Below are 21,528 nucleotides of genomic sequence, written 5' to 3' on the forward strand. Positions count from 1 at the left end.
ATGGGAGCACGGCGCGGCTCGCCGGACCGCATCATCCGAGGCGGTCGGGCTCACCGGGGCACGGCCCCGGTGGCCGGGCGCGGTCGGCGTACCGCCCCCGAAGGGCCACTTTGGAGATCTTTCCGGTCGGCACCCGGGGGATCTCGGGCAGCACCCAGACCTGGTCGGGAATCCACCAGGAGGCGATCCGGCCGGCCAGGTGGGCCCGCAACGCGGCGACGTCCAGTCCGGATCCGGGTACGGTGACCACGCAGGCGAGCGGGCGTTCGCCCCACCGGTCGTCGGTGATGCCGATCATGGCGGCCTCGACCACGTCGGGATGGGTCAGGATCTCGTGTTCGAGCTGGACGGGTGGCGAGCAGGGCCCGACGGGCCGGCTCGTCGAGCCCGTCGGGCACGGTGACGAGTCGTCCACCCGCGTCTATGCTGTGCCCCGGCGGTCGCCACAGAAGCCGCCCTCTGTCCACAGCGGCCAGAGGAGCTTGCCGCACGCCGCGCCGGAGGTCTGCCACCGTGGTACTCAGCATCGTCGTCCCGTACTTCCGGCAGCGCCGATGCCTGGAGCTGACCCTGCGGTCACTGGCCGATCAGCACCCGGACGCCGGCCGCTTCGAGGTCGTAGTGGTCGACGACGACTCCCGGGACGACGTCGACCACCTGGTCGCCGCCTACCGTGACCGGCTCGACGTCCGACTCGTCCGCCAGCCGGTCAACCGGGGTCGGGCGGCCGCGCGCAACCACGGCGCGGCGGCGGCGACCGGCGAACGGATCGTCCTGCTCGACGCCGATTCCATGGCCGAGGAGGGTCTGGTGGCCGGTCACGCCCGCTTCCACCGGAGCCGGCCGAACGACGTGCTGCTGGGTGTCCGGGTCGAACACGACTGGCGGGCGGTGGCCGGCAGGCCCGTCGGCGGACCGCCGACCGTCGCCGCCTATCACACGGACCTGCGGTACCGGTGGGGTCTCGATCCGACCACGTTCAGCGACGGGCCGGCACCCTGGACCTTCGCCTACAGCCACAACATGTCGGTACCGGCGCGGCACTTCCACCAGATCGGCGGATTCGACGAGCGCTTCGTCAGATGGGGCCACGAGGACATCGAATTCGCCTACCGGCTGTTCGTGGCCTCCGGGCGACGACCCGGCTACTTCCACTTCGACCCGGTGGCGCGGTGCCACCACCTTCCGCACTTCCGGCACAACGCAACGAACTGGGCCGAGGCCAACCAGATGCTCCCGTACCTGGTGGGCAAGCACCGCACGCTCGAGGTGGAGCTGTACGAGGAGGGCCCGATGGGAGTCAACGCGGCGCTTCCGGTCTACCTCACCCGGCTGCAGACCCTGCACGGCGTCGCCAACCAGGTCAGCCTCGGCGAGACACTCGACGCGTTGCCCCAACCGCTCGCGCCCGGACGGCTGGGTATCGGTATCGGGGTGGCCGACCGGATGCCGGCGACCGACGGTTCGGACGTGCTGGAGCATCGACCGGCACCCGACGCGGCACCGACCCTTATCGGAATCCGGCTGCCATTTCCCGATCACCGGTTCGCTGACCTGCTCAACTTCGACGTGTGGCGGATCGCGTCGCCGGAGCACCTGTCGAAGATGATCGTCGACGGCCTCCGGGTGGCTCGGATCATGTACCTGGGCGCGTCCCGGGAGGTGCCCGGCGGCGCGGACGTCGGTCTGATCGACTGCCCCGACTATCTCTGCGACATGCTGAGCGGACACGCCGAGACCGACGTCGTCCACGACGGGGAGCACGCCTGGGTGGTCCGGGTCCGCCGTCGGACCTGACGCCCGGGCAGCAGACCGCCGCGGCGACCTGCGAGGGTCCGGCGGTCCCGGGTACGGGCCCACCGCGTGCCTCGCCCGTGGACTGGCCGGGCACACCGGCCAGTACCAAGCCGTCGACCAGCACCGCCGCGTCGGTCAGGTCGGCCGCAGGTGGCTGACCAGCTTGACACTCACCTGACCAACCAGTAAGAACCTACTAGTTATGAAAGTCACTGGTTATATGGCCGGCCAGGCTGACCGTCTCGACGCGACGTTCGCGGCGTTGGCGGACCCGACGCGCCGGGCCATTCTCGCCCGACTGGCGATCGGCGACGCGACCGTCTCGGAGCTCGCGAGTCCGTTCGCGATGAGTCAACCCGCGATCTCCAAGCATCTCAAGGTCCTGGAGCGCGCCGGGCTGATCTCCCGCCGCCGCGAGGCGCAGCGCCGCCCCTGCCACCTGGAAGGGCAGCAGCTGCGGATGGTGGTCGACTGGCTGGAGCCGTACCGCAGTTGCTGGGCGGAGAGCTACGACCAGTTCGAACGACTCCTCGACACACTGCAGGCCGACGACAACGCCACCGACCAATAGCGACCGGAGGCAGTTCCACTCCGAGAAGCTGGGCTTCGACCTGGACCACGATGCCCGTGGCGGCGGGTACGGTCCCGTCCAGCTGACCCCGCCAGGTCGGGCTGCTCGGTGGTCATCGGCAAGGGTACGAGCCCGATGCAGCCCGGCTCACTCAAGGGCCTCCAACTGGTGGTGGCGGACATCCGCAAGGCCAGGGAGTTCCTCGTCGGACGCGGAGGCGACGTCAGTTTGACCATTCAGCTGGTCGGCTACTCCTGTTGACGATGTTGGTTCCGGCGGCCGGAACGCGGGCGGGGACCTGAGTATGCCCAGACAATAGCCCACCTGTCTTCTCTCCGCGTGCCAAGGCGGCGGCCGAGCGGACTGCCACAGTTCTCCGCCGCCGAATCAGGCCACTTCCCGACCCCCACCGCGTAGCCGGCCGAGCGTTCCATCACCCTTCGGTTATGGTCTATGTGCGCCGGGCGCAGGTTGCGCCTCGCGGCACATTCCGGGCGAACGGCACCCTGGCCCGTACGACAACGGGTGGCGTCCCGTGATTCCGACGAAGATCCCAGGAAGCCGCCCAGCTCGCGCCGACAACGACCCCTCATGCAGGGCCTTGGCCGCGCTTCAGCAGGGCACCCGCCCGCGCCCTCCGACAGCTCGCGACATGCAGAATTTCGACAATTGCCGCACACTGGGTAGCGCACGGTAACCGCGACCGAGCACACGGGAAGAAGACAAGGAATCGGGACGTCGGCGATGCTGTTCATGGTTCGGGATCGGCATTCCGAATCGAGCCGGAGCGGTTCCCCGACCGCACCGACACGGCTCCAGCAGGGCGCCCGACCCCGATCGGACGCTTCCAAACGCATCGGACACGACTGCGGCCCGCAGCGTTCGCCCCATCAGCAAACGCCGCCACGACCGCCGACGTGACCCTTGACGTGCAACATTTCGAACACGGATTTTGATAGGTAACCAATTCAGCAGGTAGCCGGCAACAAATGCAGTTTCGGAAGGAACAGAGGCCGGGCCGACACGAAGGCACACCAACGGGTCGGCTCGCCTTCCAAACCATCGGGACACCTTCCCGCTCCATATCTGACTGGAGCCCGAAAGGTTGTCCGGACATCTCACGTCGAGGCTCCGCCCATATCGGCGAACGGCACCGTATCAGCCTAATGACTAGGGGGAGAATCAATGGGCAGCTACTTCGAGGCCGCCGTCGAGCGAGCAATCGAGAAGATGCAGGAGAACCTGGGCGAAGAGCTGACAGTGGACGATCTGGCTCGCGCGGCGATGTTCAGCAAGTTCCACTTCACCCGGGTCTTTCAGCGGGTGACCGGCGTGACTCCCGGGCGTTTCCTCTCCGCGCTACGCGTCCAGCACGCGAAGGCCCTGCTGCTGTCCACCTCGATGAACGTCGCGGACATCAGTGTCCGCGTCGGCTACAACAGCATCGGTACGTTCAGCTCCCGCTTCACCCGCAGCGTCGGCATGCCGCCGACCGCGTACCGTCGCTGCGGCGGAGTCATCCGTTCCCTGCAGGCCAACCCGGTGGTGGAGACCGACCGAGCGGCGGGAATGGTGTCAGGATCGATCTCGGTCGACTCCGCTGTCTATCTCGACACGGTCTTCGTCGGCCTGTTCCGCAGCCGGATCCCGGAGGGACTGCCGGTACGGTGCACGATCGAGCAGGGCTCAGGCGGGTTCCTGCTCGACAGGGTGCCCGACGGTGACTGGTACCTGCTGTGCAACGGCCTCGGCCGGACACCTGCCAGCCGGGCCGTCGACGGGCCGGCACGGTTCGTCGGCCACCAGGGACCACTGCGGATCCGTGACGGCAACCTCGTCGACGTCAAACTGCACCTGGAGCCCGCCCGAAAGCTGGACCCGCCGCTGCTCGTGGCGCTGCCTGAGCCCGCGCCGCCGGCCAGTGGACACCAGTCCGCAGCGCCAGCGGACATGTCCCAGGTCCCACTCGCCGCATAGGCGGTTCTGGGGCACTGGTCGACGGCTCCATGTCTGGCACCGCACGGTCGGTGGGCGGGCCGCTGGGTGATGCGCCAGGGAGAAGGCCTGTTCAGTACCGGTCGTCGAGGATCCTCTTCATCTGGGCGATCTCCTCCTCCTGGGACTCCACGATCTGGTCGCAGAGTTGCACGATCTCCGGGTCGGTGATGTTCGACTCCTGGCAGACGAGGACGGCCCGGGAGTGGTGGGGGATCATGGACTTGAGAAAGTCCTCGTTACCCACGAACGGCTCGGTGCGCACCGCCGCGAACCCGCCGACGAAGAGGGCCCCCAGTACGGCGTAGAGGGCGATGTTGAGCCGCCGGTCGGTGAACATCTGGTGCATGACGCCCATCATGATCACGCCCATGACCGCCACCATGATGACCGACATGTAGAAGTTGCTCAGGTTCAGGTAGAAGTCCGACCACCTACGGATCTGCGACAGGGTGAGGACGAACATGACTGCCAAGCTGATCAGCAGGACCAGGCCAAACCGGATGTAGTTCTGTTTCATCTGTCCTCCGTTGCGTCATCGGTCAACACGTTCGTTCAACGACGAATCAGTTCAGGTGCGGCGGTGTCGAGTGGCACTGCGGTGCCGGGCACGAGGCCGAGTTGGACGCTGGGTCGAAAGCCGACGGCAGTGAAGATCCAGTCGGTGGCAAGGTGGGCGGCCCCGTAGGAGGCGGCGATGTTGGCCCCGGCGAGCCGGCCCCGCCGGACGGCGTGCTGGGCGGTCATCTTCACTTTGACGATGACGGTCCTGGGTCGAGCCATGACGGGCCCCCTCAACGGTCGGTAGTCGTTCCTCGTCCTTCCAGAGGTAACCGCAGCGATGTCAGGGAAAACGTCCCGGGGCGTCGACCTTCTCGATCGCCCGCACCTCGTCGTCATCGAGGTGCTCCGGCTGGTCGACGCCGACCCGCCCGGCGATGTCGTCGTGGTGCCCCCTGCTGGCGTTGGCGTGGGCTCCCTGGGCAGGGTCTCACCCGTTCGCGCGTGGATCAGGATGACCGAGGAACAGCTCCATGAGACGCCGCGCAAGGTCGGCAAGGGCGCGGACTGTCCCAGATGGCCAAGCACGAGGACAGCCGCCGCTACTGGTCGCCAGCCTCCCGGCGGGGAGGGTGGTCGCGTACCGCCTGGTCGGCGCGCTGAACTTCACAATAGCGGATAAACCTGAGTTAATACTTACAATTAGCAAGAATGGTCCGATGAGTGCTCCACCGCCGTTGCGTCGGTCGCGTTGGCTCCGGCCGGTCATGCCCGGTTCCCGTGTCACCCGGCTGGAGCTGTTCTTCAACCTGATCTTCGTCTCCGCCTTCCTCAACGTTGCCGGCGTCATCTCTGTCGAAGCGACCACGCGGTCCGTGCTGTCCGGTGCGGTCGCCCTGCCTCGTCGGCATTTTTGACCGGCCGGCCACCGCCCTCGTCGCGGACGTCGGCGAGAGTGCTGCCGTCACCGAGCTGACTGCGGCTGATGACGCTGAGGCTGCCATCCGTCTCCAGCACCACGGCCGCGAGGTCATGGAGGTCCCCGGCGCCCTGACTCCGGGCGGCCTGCCGGATCTCACTCTCGGCAACCCGGGCGGACCGCAGGGTCTGACTCCGCAGCTGACCATCTCGCAGCAGCATGGTCGGCCGGGCCTTAAGCAGTTTCTGCGACGGCGGCCAGCGCACGGCGAGCAGGGCGACCGCGTACTGCAACGCCACCAGCAGGGCCAGCGCGAGGATTCCCTCCGTCAGCGATACGTCCCGTGACAGCATGATCGTCGCCAGCGTCGAACCCAACGCCACCGTGACGACGAAGTCGAAGGCGTTCAGCTTGGACAAGGTCCGCTTTCCGGACACCCGCAGGATCATCACCAGCGCCGGATAGACGATCGCCGCGATCACGAGCAGGCGCACCAGGTCGGCAGGGTCGTTCAGCACCATTACGAGGACGTACCCCGAGACAGGATCCGCAAAAGCCGCCCGCGAGCCCGCTGTCCGCCACCCGGCCCGGCCGGCAAGGTCACCGTGGAGGTGTGTCTCCCTGCCCAAGGCGACCGCGGCCGCGGTCGCGGTCGCGGTCGCCTTGGATTCGGCCGCAGAAACCTTGGATTAGAAATCGGTGCCAGCCTATGGCTGACACCGATGGAACTGCACGAACACGGGTGGAGCCGAGGGGACTCGAACCCCTGACCCCCACACTGCCAGTGTGGTGCGCTACCAGCTGCGCCACGGCCCCCTGGTCGGCCCGGGGTCTCCCGGGCACTCGGCAATATTACACATGCTCCTGCACAGGGTCATCTCGCGGGGGTCAGTTCGACGAGACGTCCGCCGGGAAGTGCGCCACCGCCGACATCATGCCGCCCTGCCGGCGCAGCACCATCGGCCACAGGTCCTCCGGGCGGGTCATGAACGGATCATCCGGCAGGCCGTCCAGCACGAACCACGAGCCGGCGTTGATCTCCTCCTCGAGCTGGCCCGCCGACCAGCCCGAGTAGCCGGCGAAGACCCGGATGCCGGAGACGGACTCGGCGAGCGGGCCAGGATCGGTGGACAGATCCACCGTGCCCAGCGGCCCGGCGATCCGGTGGAAGCCCTTCACCCGGCCGGTCTGGGTGCGGGTCCGGGCCAGGCAGATCGCCGACTCCGGCTGCACCGGACCGCCTTCGAACAGCACCGAGGGCTCCCGGGCCAGGCCGGCCCAACCACCCAGCACCTCCGCTACCGGGACCTCGGTGGCCCGGTTGAGCACCACGCCGAGCGCACCGGCGACCTCGTGGGCGACCAGCAGGACCACCGTACGGTCGAAGTTGGGGTCTTTGAGCGTGGGGGTCGCGACCAGCAGTTGGCCGGTCATCGACGCCATCGACCGTCCTCCGATCCGCTGACCCTCACCGTGCACCTCGACCTCCTGTAGGCGCGCGTACCGCGCCGCTGTGACCTACCGCAGGCGCGCGTACCGCGCCGCCGTGACCTACCGCAGGCGCGCGTACCGCGCCGCCGTGACCCAGTGGATGCGCGCGTACCGCGCCGCTGTGACCCGCCGGAGCGCGTACGGGTCGCGCCGGCCGATCTGCCCACGGACCCGCGCGGCCCGAGGCCGTCTTCGGTACCGTGAACGCCATGCCTGGCACCATAGCTTGCTCGGCAGCACCCGGTTAAGGTCTAACCGCGCGGGCGTGCCATCGGTGTTTCCGGTCACCCCGCCCGACCCGGGGAGGGACCAGGTGCAGGCACAGGCGGAACTGGCGGTCGTCGGCGGTTCGGGGCTGTACGCGTTGCTGGACAACGCGACGGAGCACCGGGTGGACACCCCGTACGGCGAACCGTCCGACGTGATCACCGTCGCCGACGTCGGTGGACGCCGGGTCGCGTTCCTGCCCCGGCACGGCCGGGCACACCAGTATCCGCCGCACCTGATCCCGTACCGGGCGAACATGTGGGCGTTGCGCTCGCTCGGGGTGCGTCAGGTGCTGGCCCCGTGTGCGGTCGGCGGGCTGCGGCCCGATCACGGCCCAGGGACGTTCGTGGTGCCCGACCAGCTGATCGACCGCACCACCGGGCGGGCCCAGACCTACTACGACCGGGGGGCGGTGCACGTCAGCTTCGCCGACCCGTACTGCCCGACTGGCCGGTCGGTGCTGCTGCGGGTCGGCACCGAACAAGGCCTGGCACCGCGCGACGGCGGTACGGTCGTGGTCGTCGAAGGGCCGCGCTTCTCCACTCGGGCGGAGTCTCGCTGGTTCACCGCGATCGGCGGCACCCTGGTGAACATGACCGGCCATCCCGAGGCGGTCCTGGCCCGCGAGCTGGCCCTCTGTTACACCTCGATCGCGCTGGTGACCGATCTGGACGCGGGAGTCGACAGCGGGCACGCGGTGACCCAGGACGAGGTGTTCCGGGTGTTCGGCGAGAACACCGACCGGTTGCGCGGTCTGTTGCTGGCCGCCCTGGCGCAGTGGCCGAGCGACCGCGACTGCGATTGCCCCCGGTCACTCGACGGGATCTCCCTGCCGTTCGAACTGCCCTGACGACAGCGGCGCGGAAGACGGCGGCGCGGACGACAGCGGCGCGGTGGCAGCCGCAGTCACCAGTACGGTTGCCGCGGTGATGCCGGCCGCGTCGAGGCACATCCTGATCCGGTTCGCGGTCGCGGCGTCCCCGGCGACGACGACGGCCTCGCCAACGGCGAGACGCCAGCTGGTGCCGGCCGAATCGTCGTCGACGGGCAACCGGTGCAGCACCGCCACGGAGTCGTCGCCCGGCTCCTGACCCGGGCCATACGGCTGAGGCATGGCTCAGCCGGCCGTGACGACGTGCAACGGCGCGCCGGTGAGCGCGTCGAGCACCGTACGGGCGCCGAGCGGCTCGTCGAGGGTCACCGTGACGGGATGCAGCAACAGCTGGTCGGTGCAGGCGTCACCGCTGCGCACCACGCCGCCGGATACCACGACCGCGTCGGTGTACTCCTGAACGAACGGGGTGATCTCGCTGTCGCAGGCACCGACGCCGAGGCGGAACCCGAGATCGCTGCCGTCGACTCCGGTGAGGTCCTGGGCGACGACGAAGTCGGCCAGTCCGTCCGGTGCCGCGACCTGCGGGCTGGGTGTCGGAATACTGACACTGTCGTCGACGGCGACCCGGGCCACCGCCGTGTCGAGCTCGGCGACCTCGAACAGCCAGGCCGGCACCTGCGCGGTGCCCCGGCTGGTCAGCAGCTCGACGGTGCCGAGGGTGACCCCGGTGACGGTGAGTCCTTCGCAACCGGTCATCGGCAGGGAGTCCGTGACACTGGTGTCCGGGCCACCGCTGATCGACCCGGTCGGGTCGGGGCCGGGACGCGCCGGGTCGTCCGTCGGGCACGGCGGTGGGTCGCCCTGGTCGATGGCGGCGTACGCGTCTGCGGCGCTGATCATGGGTACGGTCAGCGTCCCGTCGGGAAAGGTGACCGTGCCGTCGGCCGGCCGATCGCCCGGCACCGGCACCGCGCTGCGAAACCAGCCGGCGAGGAACGCCTGCTCGGTCTCGGGGGTGAAACCGGGGTCGGCGGGAAGCACGGTGAGGCTCTGCAGCGGCGCATAGCCCGCCTGCCACTGCGGTCGGCCGGCAGCCGTCCGCCAGGCCTCGGCGACCACGTCGGCGCGGCGCTCGAATACCTCCCGACGCTGGTCCGCCGCGCCGCCGGGCCCGCCGGGCCCGCCGGGTCCGGTGGCGTCAGGGCGTGCGCAGGCGGCGATGAACAGCAGCGGTACGCCCAGCAGGGCAATGAAACGGCGCATGTCGGGTCAGACGCACCCCGACGGGCACCGGTTCCCGGCACCAGGCGGTCCCGCCTGGGCCTGATCATGCGACTGGCCCCCCGCCTGGTGGCGGAGGGCCAGTCGTCGTCCGTGGAGGTGCCGGGAATCGAACCCGGGTCCTTCGGCGTCTTGCCAGGGCTTCTCCGAGCGCAGCTCGCTGTGCCTCTACTCGGCCCCATCGATCACGCGAGCGAGTCGATGTGACGGGCCCAGTCGCGATTTGTCTCGCCGCACGAACCCCGCGACCGGGTTCGATTGGCCAGCCCTCTTACTGATGCCGGTTACTGGGCCGAAGGCACTCCCAGACCGACAGACTCGCTACCCGCCTCAGGCGGCGAGAGCGAAGTCAGCGCGCTTAGAGTTGGCGCTTATTGGTTTCCGACGACCGATTCTCGAGACGACGTCGGCTTCCTCGGCTCGCTTCCCCTGCCGCAACGTACGAAGTCGAAACCAGTCACCCCCTGGTATGCCCTGCGAGGCTGGGCGCACCCGACGATCTGATGCGCCCTGCGGCCCGGTGTGGTCCGCAGCTTCGTCAATCCTAACGCCTCCCGGCGACGACTTCATTCCGGTTCGGCGCGGGCCGTCGGTCAGCCGCCGACGCACGGCCGCCCGTTCACGGTACATCCGGTCGGATCGACCCGCGATGCCCGGTTTTTCTCCGCCTGGAAGCCGAACCGGACCGTGCCGCCGGGAGCAACCGGACCGCCGGTAAAGACGAGGGTGTTGCCGGCGGCGGACGGCGTGGCGTTCCAGAACCCGGTGACGGTGATCGCCACCGTGTCGGGGAAGGTCAGCCGTACGTCGAAGGTCTGGCTGCGGGCCGAGGAGTTGACCACGTCGACGTTGGCGACGAAACCCTGGTCCCAGGTGCTGCTCAACACGTACCGCGCGGTGACCTCGACCGCCGACGGCGGTGTCGACGACGGACGGGCCGCCGGGGCGGACGTGGCGGCGGTGGGCGGTGGGGTCGGCGAGGCGGTCGCCACCGACGGGGTCAGGCTCGGCGTGGCCGACGGCGACGGCGCGGTGGGCGACGGCGACGCGGAGGCTGACGGGCCGGCACCGAGACCGTGCTCGGCCACGGGCGGCGGGCCGGGCAACGAAGCGGACGGGTGGACGATGATCAGCTGGACAGGTGTCGGATCGTCCCGGGCGATCGCCGCCCAGACGGTGCCGCCGAAGACGAGGGCGAGGACGACGCCGAGCCCGACCGCCCAGCCGGAGCGGATCGGTGACAGCGACACGGTGTCGGGGGCGCGCCTAGGCATCGGTGCCTCCAGTGGTCAGGGCACCCGCCGGCATGTCAGTCCATCCCCTTGCCCCGCCGGCCGACGGCCCGCTGGATCTCCCGGTCGGCGTCCCGCTTGGCCAGGTCCTGTCGTTTGTCGTACGACTTCTTGCCCCGGGCCAGCGCCAGCTCCACCTTGGCCCAGCCGTCGGAGAAGTAGACCTGCAACGGGACCAGGGTCAGGCCGCCCTCGCGGAGCTTGCCGAGCAGCCGGTCGATCTCGGTGCGGTGCAGCAGCAGCTTGCGGGTCCGCCGAGGTTCGTGGTTGGTCCAGGTGCCCTGGTCGTACTCGGGGATGTGCATGCCGTACAGGTAGATCTCGCCCTGCCGTTCCTGGGCGAAGGCGTCCACCAGCGACGCCCGCCCGGCCCGCAGTGACTTGACCTCCGTGCCGGTCAGGGCCATGCCGGCCTCGTACACGTCGGTGATGGCGTAGTCGTGCCGGGCCTTGCGATTGGAGGCGACGACCTTGCGCCCCTTCTCCCGCGGCATCGCGCTGCCCCTCCCGACTGGCCGGACCGCACCCGCTCACCTGCGGTCGGTCGGTGTCGCCGGTCCGCCCGGCGACCGCGCAATGGTACCGCGCTACGCGGCCGGTGCCGGCACGGGTTTTCCGCGCCGGCACCGGCCGCGTCGGACGGTGGTGCCGCAGGGGGCGCCACGGTGGTGTCCAGCGGTGGCGGTCGGCTCAGACCCGCAGGTAGAACCGCAGCGTCACCCAGGCGGTCACCGCGCTGACCAGGCTGCCGACGCCGGCCATCAGCGGGAACATCAGCAGGACACTGCTCCACTCGATCGGGGTCAGCAGCTCGGTGAGGTCGCGTAGCGAGCCGTCGAGCAGGAACATCTTGCCGAGCACCAGGGCACCGAAGCCGAGGATCGCGCCGAACAGGCCGGCGACGACCGCTTCCAGGACGAACGGTGCCTGGATGAACCAGTTGGAGGCGCCGACCAGCTTCATGACGGCGACCTCTCGCCGCTTGCTGTACGCGGCGACCTGGATGGTGTTACCGACCAGCATCAACGCCGCGACCGCCATGATCGAGGCGGCGATCAGCGCCATGCTCTGCACCGAACTGAGGATGTTGAAGATCTTGTCGAGCAGTCTTCGCTGGTCGACGATCTCGTCGATGCCCTCGGTGCCGTTGTACTTGTCGAAGATCGCCTGGTACTCCTCCGGGTCGACCAGCTTGATCCGGAACGACTCCGGCAACTGTTCCGGCTTGACCGCGTTGACCAGGTCCTGGGCGTCCGCGTAGAGGGTGCGGAAGCGCTCGTACGCCTCCTCCCGGGACTCGTAGGTCACCGTGGCGATCAGCGGGTCGGCGTCCAGCGAGCTCTGCAGGCTGGTGCGCTGCTCCTCGGAGACGTCGGAGACGAGGAAGATCGAGACCTCGATCTGGTCGTAGTAGAAGTCCTTCATCGAGTTGACCTGCAGGTACATCAAGCCACTCGCGCCCAGCATGGTGAGCGACACCGCCATGGTGATGATCATGGCGACGGTCATGGTCACGTTGCGCCACAGCCCGACCATCACCTCGGACAGGACGTATTTCGCGCGCATCGGGTTCCTCTTCCGGATCTGACGCAGAATGGTCGTTCTTGGTCACCACATGCTGGTCTGCTCGGGTCACCGCGTGTCGGCCGCCGGCGACTACCGACGGCGTGGTGCCGTCACCCGTAGACGCCGCGCGCCTGGTCGCGGACGATCCGGCCGGCCTCGATCTCGATCACGCGGCGGCGCATCTGGTTCACGATGTTGGAGTCGTGGGTCACCATCACGACCGTCGTACCGGTCCGGTTGATCCGGTCCAGCAGGCGCATGATCTCGATCGACGTGTCCGGGTCCAGGTTTCCCGTCGGCTCGTCGGCGAGCAGGATCAGCGGGCGGTTCACGAACGCCCGCGCCACCGCGACCCGCTGCTGCTCGCCGCCGGAGAGCTCGTGCGGGTAGCGGTGTTCCTTGCCGCCGAGGCCGACCAGTTCCAGCACCTCGGGAACGACCCGGCGGGCCACCGCCTTGGTCTTGCCGATCACCTCGAGGGCGAAGGCGACGTTCTCGTACGCGGTGCGGTTGGGCAGCAGCCGGAAGTCCTGGAAGACACAGCCGATCGAGCGCCGGAAGTGCGGGATCTTCCAGGAGCGCATGGTCGTGACGTCCTTGCTGTTCACGACGACCTTGCCCTGGTTGGGGGTCACCTCGTGCAGCAGCAGCTTGATGATCGTGGACTTGCCGGAGCCGGAGGGACCGATGAAGAAGACGAACTCGCCCTTCTCGATCGAGACCGACACGTTGTCCAGCGAGGGCCGGGACGCCTTCGGGTACGTCTTCGTCACTTGCTCGAGCGCAATCACGGGTGGTGAGTCTACGCGGTGTAACCGCTACGCCAAGTCCAGCCTGAGGGCTGGTGTCTTGTATGTCGGCTATGCGCGAGGTTTCGTGCCAGCCGTTCCCCACGAATGCCGAGAAATCAACCGTCCGGACCGGACCGACACCACCCGAAATGATGGCGTCAGTCACAGCGAGTACCGACCCGAAAATACGAAGAGTAGTCGGCCTGCAGCGATCAGTGCTGGCCCTCGGCCATCTCCTGCTGCTTGCGCCACCGGATACCCGCCTCGATGAAGGCGTCCAGGTCGCCGTCGAAGACCGCCGTCGGGTTACCGGTCTCCTGCTCGGTCCGCAGGTCCTTGACCATCTGGTACGGGTGCAGCACGTACGAGCGCATCTGGTCGCCCCAGGAGCCGGCGGCGTCGGTCTTGAGCCCGGCCATCTTCGCCTGCTCCTCCTGCCGCTTGCGCTCCAGCAGCCGGGCCTGCAGCACGCGCAGCGCGGCCGCCTTGTTCTGCAGCTGGGACTTCTCGTTCTGGCAGGTGACCACGATGCCGGTCGGGATGTGGGTGAGCCGCACGGCCGAGTCGGTGGTGTTCACGCTCTGCCCGCCCGGCCCTGACGACCGGTAGACGTCGACCCGGATCTCGTTCTCCGGGATGTCGATGTGATCGGTCTGCTCCACCACCGGCAGCACCTCGACGCCGGCGAAGCTGGTCTGCCGCCGGCCCTGGTTGTCGAAGGGACTGATCCGCACCAGACGATGCGTACCGGACTCGACACTGAGAGTGCCGAACGCGTACGGGGCCTTCACTGTGAAGGTGGCCGACTTGAGACCGGCCTCCTCCGCGTACGACGTCTCGTAGACCTCGGTGGGGTAACCGTGCCGCTCCGCCCACCGCAGGTACATCCGCAGCAGCATCTCGGCGAAGTCGGCGGCGTCCACGCCGCCGGCCCCCGCCCGGATCGCCACCAGCGCCTCCCGGGAGTCGTACTCCCCGGAGAGCAGCGTACGGACCTCCAGCTCCTCGATCGACTTGTGCAGCCCGGCCAGCTCGGTGCCGACTTCGGCGACCGTGCCGGCGTCCTCCTCCGCCTGCGCCATCTCCAGCAGCAAGGCCGCGTCGTCCAGCCGGGCACGCAACGACTCCAGCTTGGCGATCTCCGCGTTGGCGTACGACAGCCGGGAGGTGACCTCCTGGGCCCGCGTCTGGTCGTTCCAGAGATCGGGGGCGGAGGCGGCCTCCTCCAGCTCCGCCTGGTCGCGGCGCAGTCGATCGATGTCGATGACCGCCTCGATCCGGCGAAGCGTGGCGTCAAGATCTTTAAGCTGGTCGGAATAGTCGGCACTGGTCACGACCGACAAGAATACGTCGTGACCGCCGCCGACCGGCGCCGGCGGTCAGCTCACCGGCGCGGACTTGAGCCAGGAGAGCACCGCCTTGTGGTACGCGACGGCGAACTCGAGGGCGGCGGCACCGAAGGTGTCACCGTTCTTCTTCGCCTCGCGCGCCTGCTCGCGGGCTGCCGCCAGCGCCTCGGTGTGATGCTCGCTCGCGTCCGCGTAGACCGTCTTCAGCTGCTCCGCCGTGTGGTGGTTGCCGAACGCCACCCGCAGGGCGATCGGGTTGCGCACCGAGTCACGGCCGGGCGCGTCGGCCAGCCACTTGAGGAACGCCCGCTTGCCGGCCGCAGTGATCGCGTACGGCTGGCTGGACCGTGGCCCCGGCTTACCGAGCCGGACCAGACCCTGCTCGGCCAGCACCGGCAACTCCCGGTAGACCTGGCTGCGAGTCATGGACCAGTACGCGCCGAGCTGACGCTCGGCGGTGGCCATCAGTTGCCCACCTGTCATGGGTCCTTCATGGAGCAGGCCGAGAAGGGCTGCTGCCGTTGGATTGATACGAACTTCCGCCATGCCCTCTACGCTGCCACTTTGTCGCCTCTACGTCCAGGATTTGCCGCGATCCGCGACCAATCGTGTTCTATTGTGCACTGTCTGTGGACGACGGTCCGGTAAGGAAGATCAATATTTACCATCTGGCGCTAAAGCCGACAAAAAGGAGCATACCTACCGCAAAATCCGGCCAGCCCGAGCGTATTATAGAAATTTGATGCATGAAGTCTAGTTCTTCTGACTAGTTCGGAGTGTCCGATCCGACCGTTCCGGCCAACGGCCACTGTGGGACCGGATCTCCGATCCCGACACCCGGCTGACCAGGTCGTTCACCCAGAAAGGTCGGCCAGGCCCCCGGTTCGGCCGGTGGCGTCGGCCCGACCGGCACACCTGACCCGCCCGACCCGGCCGAACCTACCTGGCCACTCGCACCGTCCTGGCCGTCCGGTCCGGTCGACCTGCTCGGCTGGCCCGGCGGCGACCCCGCCGGTGCGGTGGCGACCGGCACTCCGATGCCGCTCGTCCGACCCGTCGGCCGGACGTCCTGTCCAGCCACCAGCGTGAGGCCGATCACCGTGGACAGCAGCAGCGCCCCGCTGCCGGCCGCCGCGCCGAGCCGCAGCAGCCCCCGCTGCCGACCCGGCCGCGCCACCGGCACCCACACCCCCACCGGCCCGGTCACCCCCACCGAGGCGGTCACACCGGACGGACCACGGCTACCGGCCGAACCGGACGCCGACGCCGTCCGCGGCCACCAGGTCACCGCGTCCGCCGGCAGCACCGGCAACGCCGGACGACCGTCGAGAGCCGGCTCCAACCCGCGCAACCGGGCAGCCAGTGACGCGGCGTCGGGCCGGCGGGCCGGCTGCGGATCCAGGCACTGCTCCAGCACCGGCCACGCCACCGGCGGCAGTCCCGGTGGCGGCACCGGCACACAGCGGCCGTGCCGTGCCAACACCTCGTCGGCCGACCCGCCACGGTAGGGGGTGCGTCCACACAGCAGCTCGAACAGGACGATCCCGAGGGCGTACACGTCCGACGCCGTCCCCGGCGCCCCGCCAGCGGCGATCTCCGGTGCCGCGTACTCCGGGGTCGCCAAGGTCGACCGCCCGACCACCGGGACCGACGTCGCCCGCGCCGCGCCGAAGTCGATCAGCCGGACTGGGCCGCCGTCCGCCGGCACCAGCAGGTTCGCCGGTTTGACGTCACCGTGCACGATGCCCCGCTGGTGCAGGTAGGCCAGCGCGGTGGCGACCTGCGCGGCGACGTCGACCGCTGCCGCCGGCGGCAGCGGCCCGCCCCGACGCAGTCGGGTCCGCAGGTCGTCGCCGTCGATCAGGTCGAGCACCAACGCCGGCTGGTCGGCGACCGTCGTACGGGCACGCAGCCGGATGACGTTCGGATGGTCCAGCCGCGACAGCAGCGTCGCCTCGGTGCGGAAGCCCTCGACCAGGTCGGCCTGCCCGGCCGACTCCGGCCGCAACAGCTTCACCGCCACCGGTACGTCCTCGCGCAGGTCGTGCGCGCGGTGGACCGCACCGATCGCGCCCCTGGCGATCTGGGCGCCGAGCCGGTACCGCTGCGCCGGCGGCTGCCCACCCGTCTGCTCACCATCCACGCCGCTGACGGTAGGGCGGCACCAGCCGCCGCGCCGTCACCGAACCGACGCTTGGCACGAACCGGGGATCGGGATCAACCAGCCCGGACCGAGTCGGCCGGATCGGCCGGATCGTCGGGAACGGCCGGATCGTCGGGAACGGCCGGATCGTCGGGAACGGCCGGGCCAGCCGGGCCGGCCGGGTCGTCGGGGTCCGGGCGGCCCGGCAGGGTCCGCCCCAGACAGATCAGCGCGGTGAACGCCCCCGCGAAGAGCACCACCAACGCGGAGTTGATCCGGCCGGCGTCGGCCATGCTCTGGAACGCCTCGTCGGTCTCGCTGAACGACCGGGCCAGGCCGAGCAACTCGGCGCCACCGACCCGGGTGATCAGCTCGGCCACCAGCAGCAGCGCGCCCGGCGCGGCCCCGGCGACCAGGTACGCCGGCCACGGCAGCCTCGTCGTCGCCCGCCGCGACGCCCCGGCCAGCCAGCCGAAGGCCACCACCCCGGCGATCGCCCCGGCCAGCAACGCGCTGACCCACACGATCCGCGACTGCGCCGCCAACACCGACGCCGCTGTCTGCCCGGCGCCGAACAGCTCCAACAGTGGGCCCTTGGCCAGCTCACGCACGGTGACGGCGACCGCGACGGCCAGTCCGGCGGCGGCACCGGCCGCAGTCAGCAGCCCCGCCGACCGGTGCAGGCCGGTCAACGTACCGCCGACGAGGGCACCGGCGAACAACGCCCAGCCGAGGATGGTGACGGCAGAACCGCCCCGCCCGTCGCCGAACACCACCGCCGCCGCCGCGACGGCTCCGGTGAGCGCACCGGCGACGACCGCCACCAGCAACCGGGGCAGCACCGTCGCGTCGAGCCGACGCGCCGTGACACGGCGTACCGCCTGGCCCACGCCGGCCCCCGCGAGCAGCGCCGCGAAGATCACCGCCGGCAGGCCGTACGCGGTCTCGGTGACCGCCAGCACGCCGTCCGTGGAGGCCGCCAGGGTGGCGAGCACGGACCAGATCAGCAGCGCCAGCCAGGCGAGGGTCAGCCCGGCCAGGGTGACCGCCGCCACCACCGAGTTCGCCGGGCGGGGCGCGGGCTCGGCGTCGGCCGGAACTGGATCGGCTGCGGCGGCCGGCACGGACTGGCTGGTCAACGCGGTCACCCCCTGCTGGTGGTCATGGCGCTAGCGCCGGTTCGGACCAGGGTACGCGGACCAGCGTCCCGCCCCGACGCCCCGTGCGACGATGAGACGACGGATCCGTCGCCGTGGCCGCCCCACCGGGTACCCCGACGGATCCGGTTCCGCCGACGTTGTCGAGATCACGCCAGGAGCTGTGATGGACGCCGTAACCACCACCCCCGCCCCCCGCAACGAGCCGATCCGCGACTACGCGCCGGGCAGCCCCGACCAGGTCGGCCTCAGCCGCCGGCTGGCCGAACTGTCCGACGCCCGCATCGACCTGCCGATGACCATCGGCGGCCGGCAGCGGATGGCGGCCGGAGCACCGATCGACGTGGTGATGCCGCACCGGCACCGGCACGTACTCGGGGTCACCGGCAACGCCGAGCCGGCCGACGCCGAGGCGGCGGTGGCGGCGGCCAGGCAGGCCGCCCCGGGCTGGCGGGCCCTGCCGTACGCCGACCGGGCCGCGGTCTTCCTGCGCGCCGCCGACCTGCTCGCCGGCCCCTGGCGGGACACCCTGAACGCGGCCACGATGCTCGGCCAGTCCAAGACCGCCTACCAGGCGGAGATCGACTCGGCCTGCGAGCTGATCGACTTCCTCCGGTTCAACGTTCACTTCGGCCACCAGGTGCTGGCCGAGCAGCCGCAGTCGGCCCCCGGGGTCTGGAACCGGTTCGACCACCGGCCGCTGGAAGGCTTCGTCTACGCGATCACCCCGTTCAACTTCACCGCGATCGCCGGCAACCTGCCGTCGGCGCCGGCGCTGATGGGCAACACGGTGGTCTGGAAGCCGTCGCCGACCCAGCAGCTCGCGGCGCACTTCACGATGCGGCTGTTCGAGGCCGCCGGGCTGCCGCCCGGCGTGATCAACATGGTGACCGGGGACGGACTGGCCGTCTCCGAGGTGGCGTTGGCCGACCGGGACCTCGCCGGCATCCACTTCACCGGCTCGACCCGGGTCTTCCAGCAGCTGTGGCGCGCCGTCGGGGAAAACATCGGCCGGTACCGGTCGTACCCGAGGCTGGTCGGGGAGACCGGCGGCAAGGACTTCGTCGTGGCGCACCCGAGCGCCGACCCGGACGCGCTGCACACCGCCCTGGTCCGGGGCGCCTACGAGTACCAGGGGCAGAAGTGCTCGGCGGCGTCCCGCGCGTACCTGCCGAAGTCGCTCTGGACGGCCGGCCTACGCGACCGGCTGGTCGCCACCGTCGAGTCGCTGACCTACGGCGACGTGGCCGACTTCCGCAACTTCGGCGGGGCGGTCATCGACGCGCGGGCCTTCGCCCGGCACGCCGCAGTGCTGGACAAGGTCCGCAACGATCCGTCCTGCCAGGTACTGGCCGGCGGCACCGCCGACGACCGCGACGGTTGGTTCGTCCGGCCCACCCTGTTGACCTGCACCGACCCTGGGCACGAGGTCTTCACCACCGAGTTCTTCGGCCCGATCCTGGCGGTCTCGGTCTTCGATGACGACCAGTTCTGGGACGTGGTGGCCCAGGCGGAGTCGGTCGCGGCGTACGCCCTCACCGGGTCGGTGTTCGCGACCGACCGCCGGGTGATCGCCCGGGCCAGCGAGACGCTGCGGTACGCGGCCGGCAACTTCTACGTCAACGACAAGCCGACCGGCGCGGTGGTCGGGCAGCAGCCGTTCGGCGGTGGCCGGGCCAGTGGCACCAACGACAAGGCCGGTTCCTGGCACAACCTGCTGCGGTGGACCTCTCCGCGCACCATCAAGGAGACGTTCGTACCGCCGGTCGACCACCGCTACCCGCACATGGGCTGAGCCGGGCGGGTCTGCGCGGCCGGCGGCCGGTCGGCACGTGAGCGGTCAGTCGGCCGGCGGTCAGTCGGCCGGCCCGCAGGCGGTCAGGAGAGCAGGTCCAGTTCGGAGACGTCGTACCACTCCAGTTCGTGGTCCTCGGCGCCGTCCACGACGAACTGGGCGTCCGGGTCGCCGGCCGCCGCCTGGGGCACCGCGTCGGCTGCCGCGGTCACGTCGTCGGTCGCCTCGTCGCCGTCGACGTGCACCGCGGCGACCGAGGCCAGCGCGATCGGACCGACCAGCGCGACGCTGCTCGACCCGAGTTCCGCCACGGCGCGCTTGACCGCGTCCGCCGGCAGGTCGACGGAGACGACGACCCGCCGGCGGGGCGCGGTCGGGTCGTCGTGCAGCAGCCGCAGCGACTCCTGGGCGGCCCGGGTGAAGGCGACGTACTCCAGTTCCTCCTCGTCGCCCTCGACGTACCACTCACGCAGGGCCGGAGTGACGGTGTGCGCGGCGTCGACGGCAAGCTGGCCGTCGCGGCGCAGCGCGCCGAGCGCCGGCAGGGTGGCCGGGACGTAGACCCGGAGCTGGTTGTCGGGCACGGTCTCCCCCACTGAAGTCGTCGCTGAGCAATGTACGCCGCCCGCCGGCTCCGTCGGGCGGCGATGGCACACTGAACCGACCGACGTAGACGAGCCGGGAGTCACCGTGGAGCCGAGGTTCCTGCAGTTGTCCGACGTCGCCGCCGAACTCAACGTATCCGACTCGCAGGTCTACCACATGGTCCGCAGTGGCGAGTTGCCCGCGATCAAGATCGGTGGACGCGGACAGTGGCGGGTGGAGCGTGCCCGGCTGGAGGAGTACATCCAGCGCAAGTACGCGGAGACCGCCGAGTGGGTGCAGGGCAACCCGCTGATCGAGCGCGAGCCCGAGTAGTCGAACGCGATCCCGAGCCGTCGTCACCACTGGGAAGAGACGCGCCCGGGCCGCCGCACGAGTGTCTGATCACCGTCAATGCAAGGCGTTGACGGAGGGTGTCATGCTGACTTCAAATTGATCTGCCGAAAGCAAACGAAGGCAAACGCAAGATCAACTGGAGGACGGATGACTGTCCCGACTCGGATCCGGCGTCCACCGATCCGGCTGCGGCCCGCGCCGCCGCTGGATCCACCCTTCATCGACGAGTCTGCGGATTTCGTCGTTCACCCAGGCGTACAGCTGGCCCTGGACCTGACCGGCTCGCCGGACGCGGCGGCGGTGCGCCTGCCGGCCCAGCCGACGCGGCCACCGGACACGCCGCAACCAGCGGGCACGCCGCAACCAGCGGGCACGCCGGAGGCCGGGTTGCCGCCCGGAGCCGGACTGCCGGCCCCGGGCCTCGCCGGGGCGTCACCGGAAGCCCGGCGGGCCGCGCAGCGGTTCCTGTCGGCGGCCGTCGAGATCATCAACGGCTTCCGACCGGTGCCCCATGCCCGCCGGCTGGCCGCTCCCGCTCAGGCGTCGGTGATCTGCGCGCAGCTGACCGTCGCGGCCCAGCGGGCCCGCACCCTGGACCGGCCACCGGGTGCCGTCCGCAATCGGGGCCCTCGGCCGACGGCTCCACCGGCCGGTCGGAGCGACCGGCGCGGCGAACTGCTCCGGGTCCGCCAGCTGCGGATCTGCGAACCGACGGCGGGCGTGGTGGAGACCGCCGCCGTGCTCGGCACCACCAGCCGCAGTTGGGCACTGGCGTTCCGGCTCGAACGGCAGGCCGACACCTGGCTGAGCACGGCCGTGTACCTCGTCTGAGCCAGGGC

At 70.0% G+C, this 21,528-nt stretch carries 23 protein-coding genes, 1 tRNA gene, 1 other RNA gene and 1 pseudogene; 8 read left to right on the plus strand and 18 right to left on the minus strand.

Features of this window, described 5'->3' with window-relative positions:
• Positions 1–31: 31 nt before the first annotated feature.
• On the minus strand, positions 32–415 hold the full coding sequence (locus tag O7623_RS15620) for a hypothetical protein (protein ID WP_282223782.1): 384 nt from the start codon (positions 413–415) through the stop codon (positions 32–34).
• Positions 416–513: 98 nt separating this feature from the next.
• Here O7623_RS15620 and O7623_RS15625 point away from each other — a divergent pair, with 98 nt between their 5' ends.
• The 4 genes and pseudogenes from O7623_RS15625 (at position 514) to O7623_RS15640 (ending at position 4,345) form a co-directional block, all read left to right on the plus strand.
• Entirely contained in the window at positions 514–1,797 is a 1,284-nt protein-coding gene (locus O7623_RS15625; protein ID WP_282223783.1) for a glycosyltransferase, read from the plus strand.
• Positions 1,798–1,999: 202 nt separating this feature from the next.
• Complete coding sequence (locus tag O7623_RS15630; RefSeq protein WP_282223784.1) at positions 2,000–2,368, plus strand: metalloregulator ArsR/SmtB family transcription factor; 369 nt, start codon at positions 2,000–2,002, stop codon at positions 2,366–2,368.
• A gap of 28 nt (positions 2,369–2,396) precedes the next feature.
• Positions 2,397–2,617: pseudogene (locus tag O7623_RS15635) on the plus strand (glyoxalase); the annotation flags it as partial.
• Positions 2,618–3,553: 936 nt separating this feature from the next.
• Entirely contained in the window at positions 3,554–4,345 is a 792-nt protein-coding gene (locus O7623_RS15640; RefSeq protein WP_282223785.1) for an AraC family transcriptional regulator, read from the plus strand.
• A gap of 91 nt (positions 4,346–4,436) precedes the next feature.
• Here O7623_RS15640 and O7623_RS15645 read toward each other — a convergent pair whose 3' ends face one another.
• The 5 genes from O7623_RS15645 to O7623_RS15665 form a co-directional block, all read right to left on the minus strand.
• Positions 4,437–4,883, minus strand: coding sequence for a DUF305 domain-containing protein (locus O7623_RS15645; protein WP_282223786.1), 447 nt, complete (start codon positions 4,881–4,883; stop codon positions 4,437–4,439).
• Positions 4,884–4,918: 35 nt separating this feature from the next.
• Entirely contained in the window at positions 4,919–5,146 is a 228-nt protein-coding gene (locus O7623_RS15650; protein ID WP_282223787.1) for a hypothetical protein, read from the minus strand.
• Positions 5,147–5,710: 564 nt separating this feature from the next.
• A complete protein-coding gene (locus O7623_RS15655; protein WP_282223788.1) occupies positions 5,711–6,304 on the minus strand; it encodes a YetF domain-containing protein in 594 nt (197 codons plus the stop codon).
• A gap of 222 nt (positions 6,305–6,526) precedes the next feature.
• Positions 6,527–6,599: transfer RNA gene (locus tag O7623_RS15660), tRNA-Ala, on the minus strand.
• A gap of 72 nt (positions 6,600–6,671) precedes the next feature.
• Positions 6,672–7,226: a YqgE/AlgH family protein gene (locus O7623_RS15665; RefSeq protein ID WP_282223789.1), complete on the minus strand. Its 555-nt coding sequence runs from the start codon at positions 7,224–7,226 to the stop codon at positions 6,672–6,674.
• Positions 7,227–7,587: 361 nt separating this feature from the next.
• Between O7623_RS15665 and O7623_RS15670 the strand changes: the two genes are divergently transcribed.
• The gene (locus O7623_RS15670; protein WP_282223790.1) at positions 7,588–8,391 is read left to right on the plus strand and encodes an S-methyl-5'-thioadenosine phosphorylase; all 804 of its coding nucleotides are present in this window, start codon (positions 7,588–7,590) and stop codon (positions 8,389–8,391) included.
• Here the strand turns inward: O7623_RS15670 and O7623_RS15675 are convergent.
• From O7623_RS15675 to O7623_RS15725, 11 genes are all read right to left on the minus strand, one after another.
• The gene (locus O7623_RS15675; RefSeq protein ID WP_282223791.1) at positions 8,353–8,610 is read right to left on the minus strand and encodes a hypothetical protein; all 258 of its coding nucleotides are present in this window, start codon (positions 8,608–8,610) and stop codon (positions 8,353–8,355) included. The two genes, O7623_RS15670 and O7623_RS15675, sit on opposite strands and share 39 nt — an antisense overlap.
• Before the next feature lie 48 nt (positions 8,611–8,658).
• Positions 8,659–9,639, minus strand: a complete 981-nt coding sequence (locus O7623_RS15680) for a hypothetical protein (RefSeq protein WP_282223792.1) — start codon at positions 9,637–9,639, stop codon at positions 8,659–8,661.
• A gap of 109 nt (positions 9,640–9,748) precedes the next feature.
• Positions 9,749–10,122, minus strand: a transfer-messenger RNA (tmRNA) gene (gene ssrA, locus O7623_RS15685).
• A 128-nt stretch (positions 10,123–10,250) separates the two neighbouring features.
• A complete protein-coding gene (locus O7623_RS15690) occupies positions 10,251–10,931 on the minus strand; it encodes a cellulose binding domain-containing protein (protein ID WP_282223793.1) in 681 nt (226 codons plus the stop codon).
• Between the two features lie 35 nt (positions 10,932–10,966).
• Positions 10,967–11,443, minus strand: a complete 477-nt coding sequence (gene smpB / locus O7623_RS15695; RefSeq protein WP_282223794.1) for an SsrA-binding protein SmpB — start codon at positions 11,441–11,443, stop codon at positions 10,967–10,969.
• Positions 11,444–11,639: 196 nt separating this feature from the next.
• Positions 11,640–12,515: a permease-like cell division protein FtsX gene (gene ftsX, locus O7623_RS15700; protein WP_282223795.1), complete on the minus strand. Its 876-nt coding sequence runs from the start codon at positions 12,513–12,515 to the stop codon at positions 11,640–11,642.
• A gap of 110 nt (positions 12,516–12,625) precedes the next feature.
• Entirely contained in the window at positions 12,626–13,306 is a 681-nt protein-coding gene (gene ftsE / locus O7623_RS15705) for a cell division ATP-binding protein FtsE (RefSeq protein WP_282223796.1), read from the minus strand.
• Positions 13,307–13,518: 212 nt separating this feature from the next.
• On the minus strand, positions 13,519–14,640 hold the full coding sequence (gene prfB / locus O7623_RS15710; RefSeq protein WP_282223797.1) for a peptide chain release factor 2: 1,122 nt from the start codon (positions 14,638–14,640) through the stop codon (positions 13,519–13,521).
• A gap of 45 nt (positions 14,641–14,685) precedes the next feature.
• Entirely contained in the window at positions 14,686–15,201 is a 516-nt protein-coding gene (locus tag O7623_RS15715) for a PadR family transcriptional regulator (RefSeq protein WP_282223798.1), read from the minus strand.
• A 220-nt stretch (positions 15,202–15,421) separates the two neighbouring features.
• Positions 15,422–16,798: a serine/threonine-protein kinase gene (locus O7623_RS15720; RefSeq protein WP_282223799.1), complete on the minus strand. Its 1,377-nt coding sequence runs from the start codon at positions 16,796–16,798 to the stop codon at positions 15,422–15,424.
• Positions 16,799–16,872: 74 nt separating this feature from the next.
• The gene (locus O7623_RS15725; protein WP_282223800.1) at positions 16,873–17,937 is read right to left on the minus strand and encodes a hypothetical protein; all 1,065 of its coding nucleotides are present in this window, start codon (positions 17,935–17,937) and stop codon (positions 16,873–16,875) included.
• Positions 17,938–18,121: 184 nt separating this feature from the next.
• Here O7623_RS15725 and pruA point away from each other — a divergent pair, with 184 nt between their 5' ends.
• Positions 18,122–19,750 (plus strand): L-glutamate gamma-semialdehyde dehydrogenase, encoded by a 1,629-nt coding sequence (pruA, locus tag O7623_RS15730; RefSeq protein WP_282223801.1) that lies wholly within the window; start codon positions 18,122–18,124, stop codon positions 19,748–19,750.
• 83 nt (positions 19,751–19,833) lie between these two features.
• On the opposite strand, the gene O7623_RS15735 is transcribed toward pruA, so the two are convergent.
• Positions 19,834–20,334: a hypothetical protein gene (locus O7623_RS15735; RefSeq protein WP_282223802.1), complete on the minus strand. Its 501-nt coding sequence runs from the start codon at positions 20,332–20,334 to the stop codon at positions 19,834–19,836.
• 106 nt (positions 20,335–20,440) lie between these two features.
• Between O7623_RS15735 and O7623_RS15740 the strand changes: the two genes are divergently transcribed.
• Both O7623_RS15740 and O7623_RS15745 read left to right on the plus strand, forming a co-directional pair.
• Positions 20,441–20,668: a helix-turn-helix domain-containing protein gene (locus O7623_RS15740; RefSeq protein WP_282223803.1), complete on the plus strand. Its 228-nt coding sequence runs from the start codon at positions 20,441–20,443 to the stop codon at positions 20,666–20,668.
• A gap of 168 nt (positions 20,669–20,836) precedes the next feature.
• Complete coding sequence (locus tag O7623_RS15745; RefSeq protein WP_282223804.1) at positions 20,837–21,520, plus strand: Rv3235 family protein; 684 nt, start codon at positions 20,837–20,839, stop codon at positions 21,518–21,520.
• The last annotated feature ends 8 nt before the right edge of the window (positions 21,521–21,528 follow it).

Source organism: Solwaraspora sp. WMMD791 (assembly GCF_029581195.1).
GTDB lineage: Bacteria > Actinomycetota > Actinomycetes > Mycobacteriales > Micromonosporaceae > Micromonospora_E.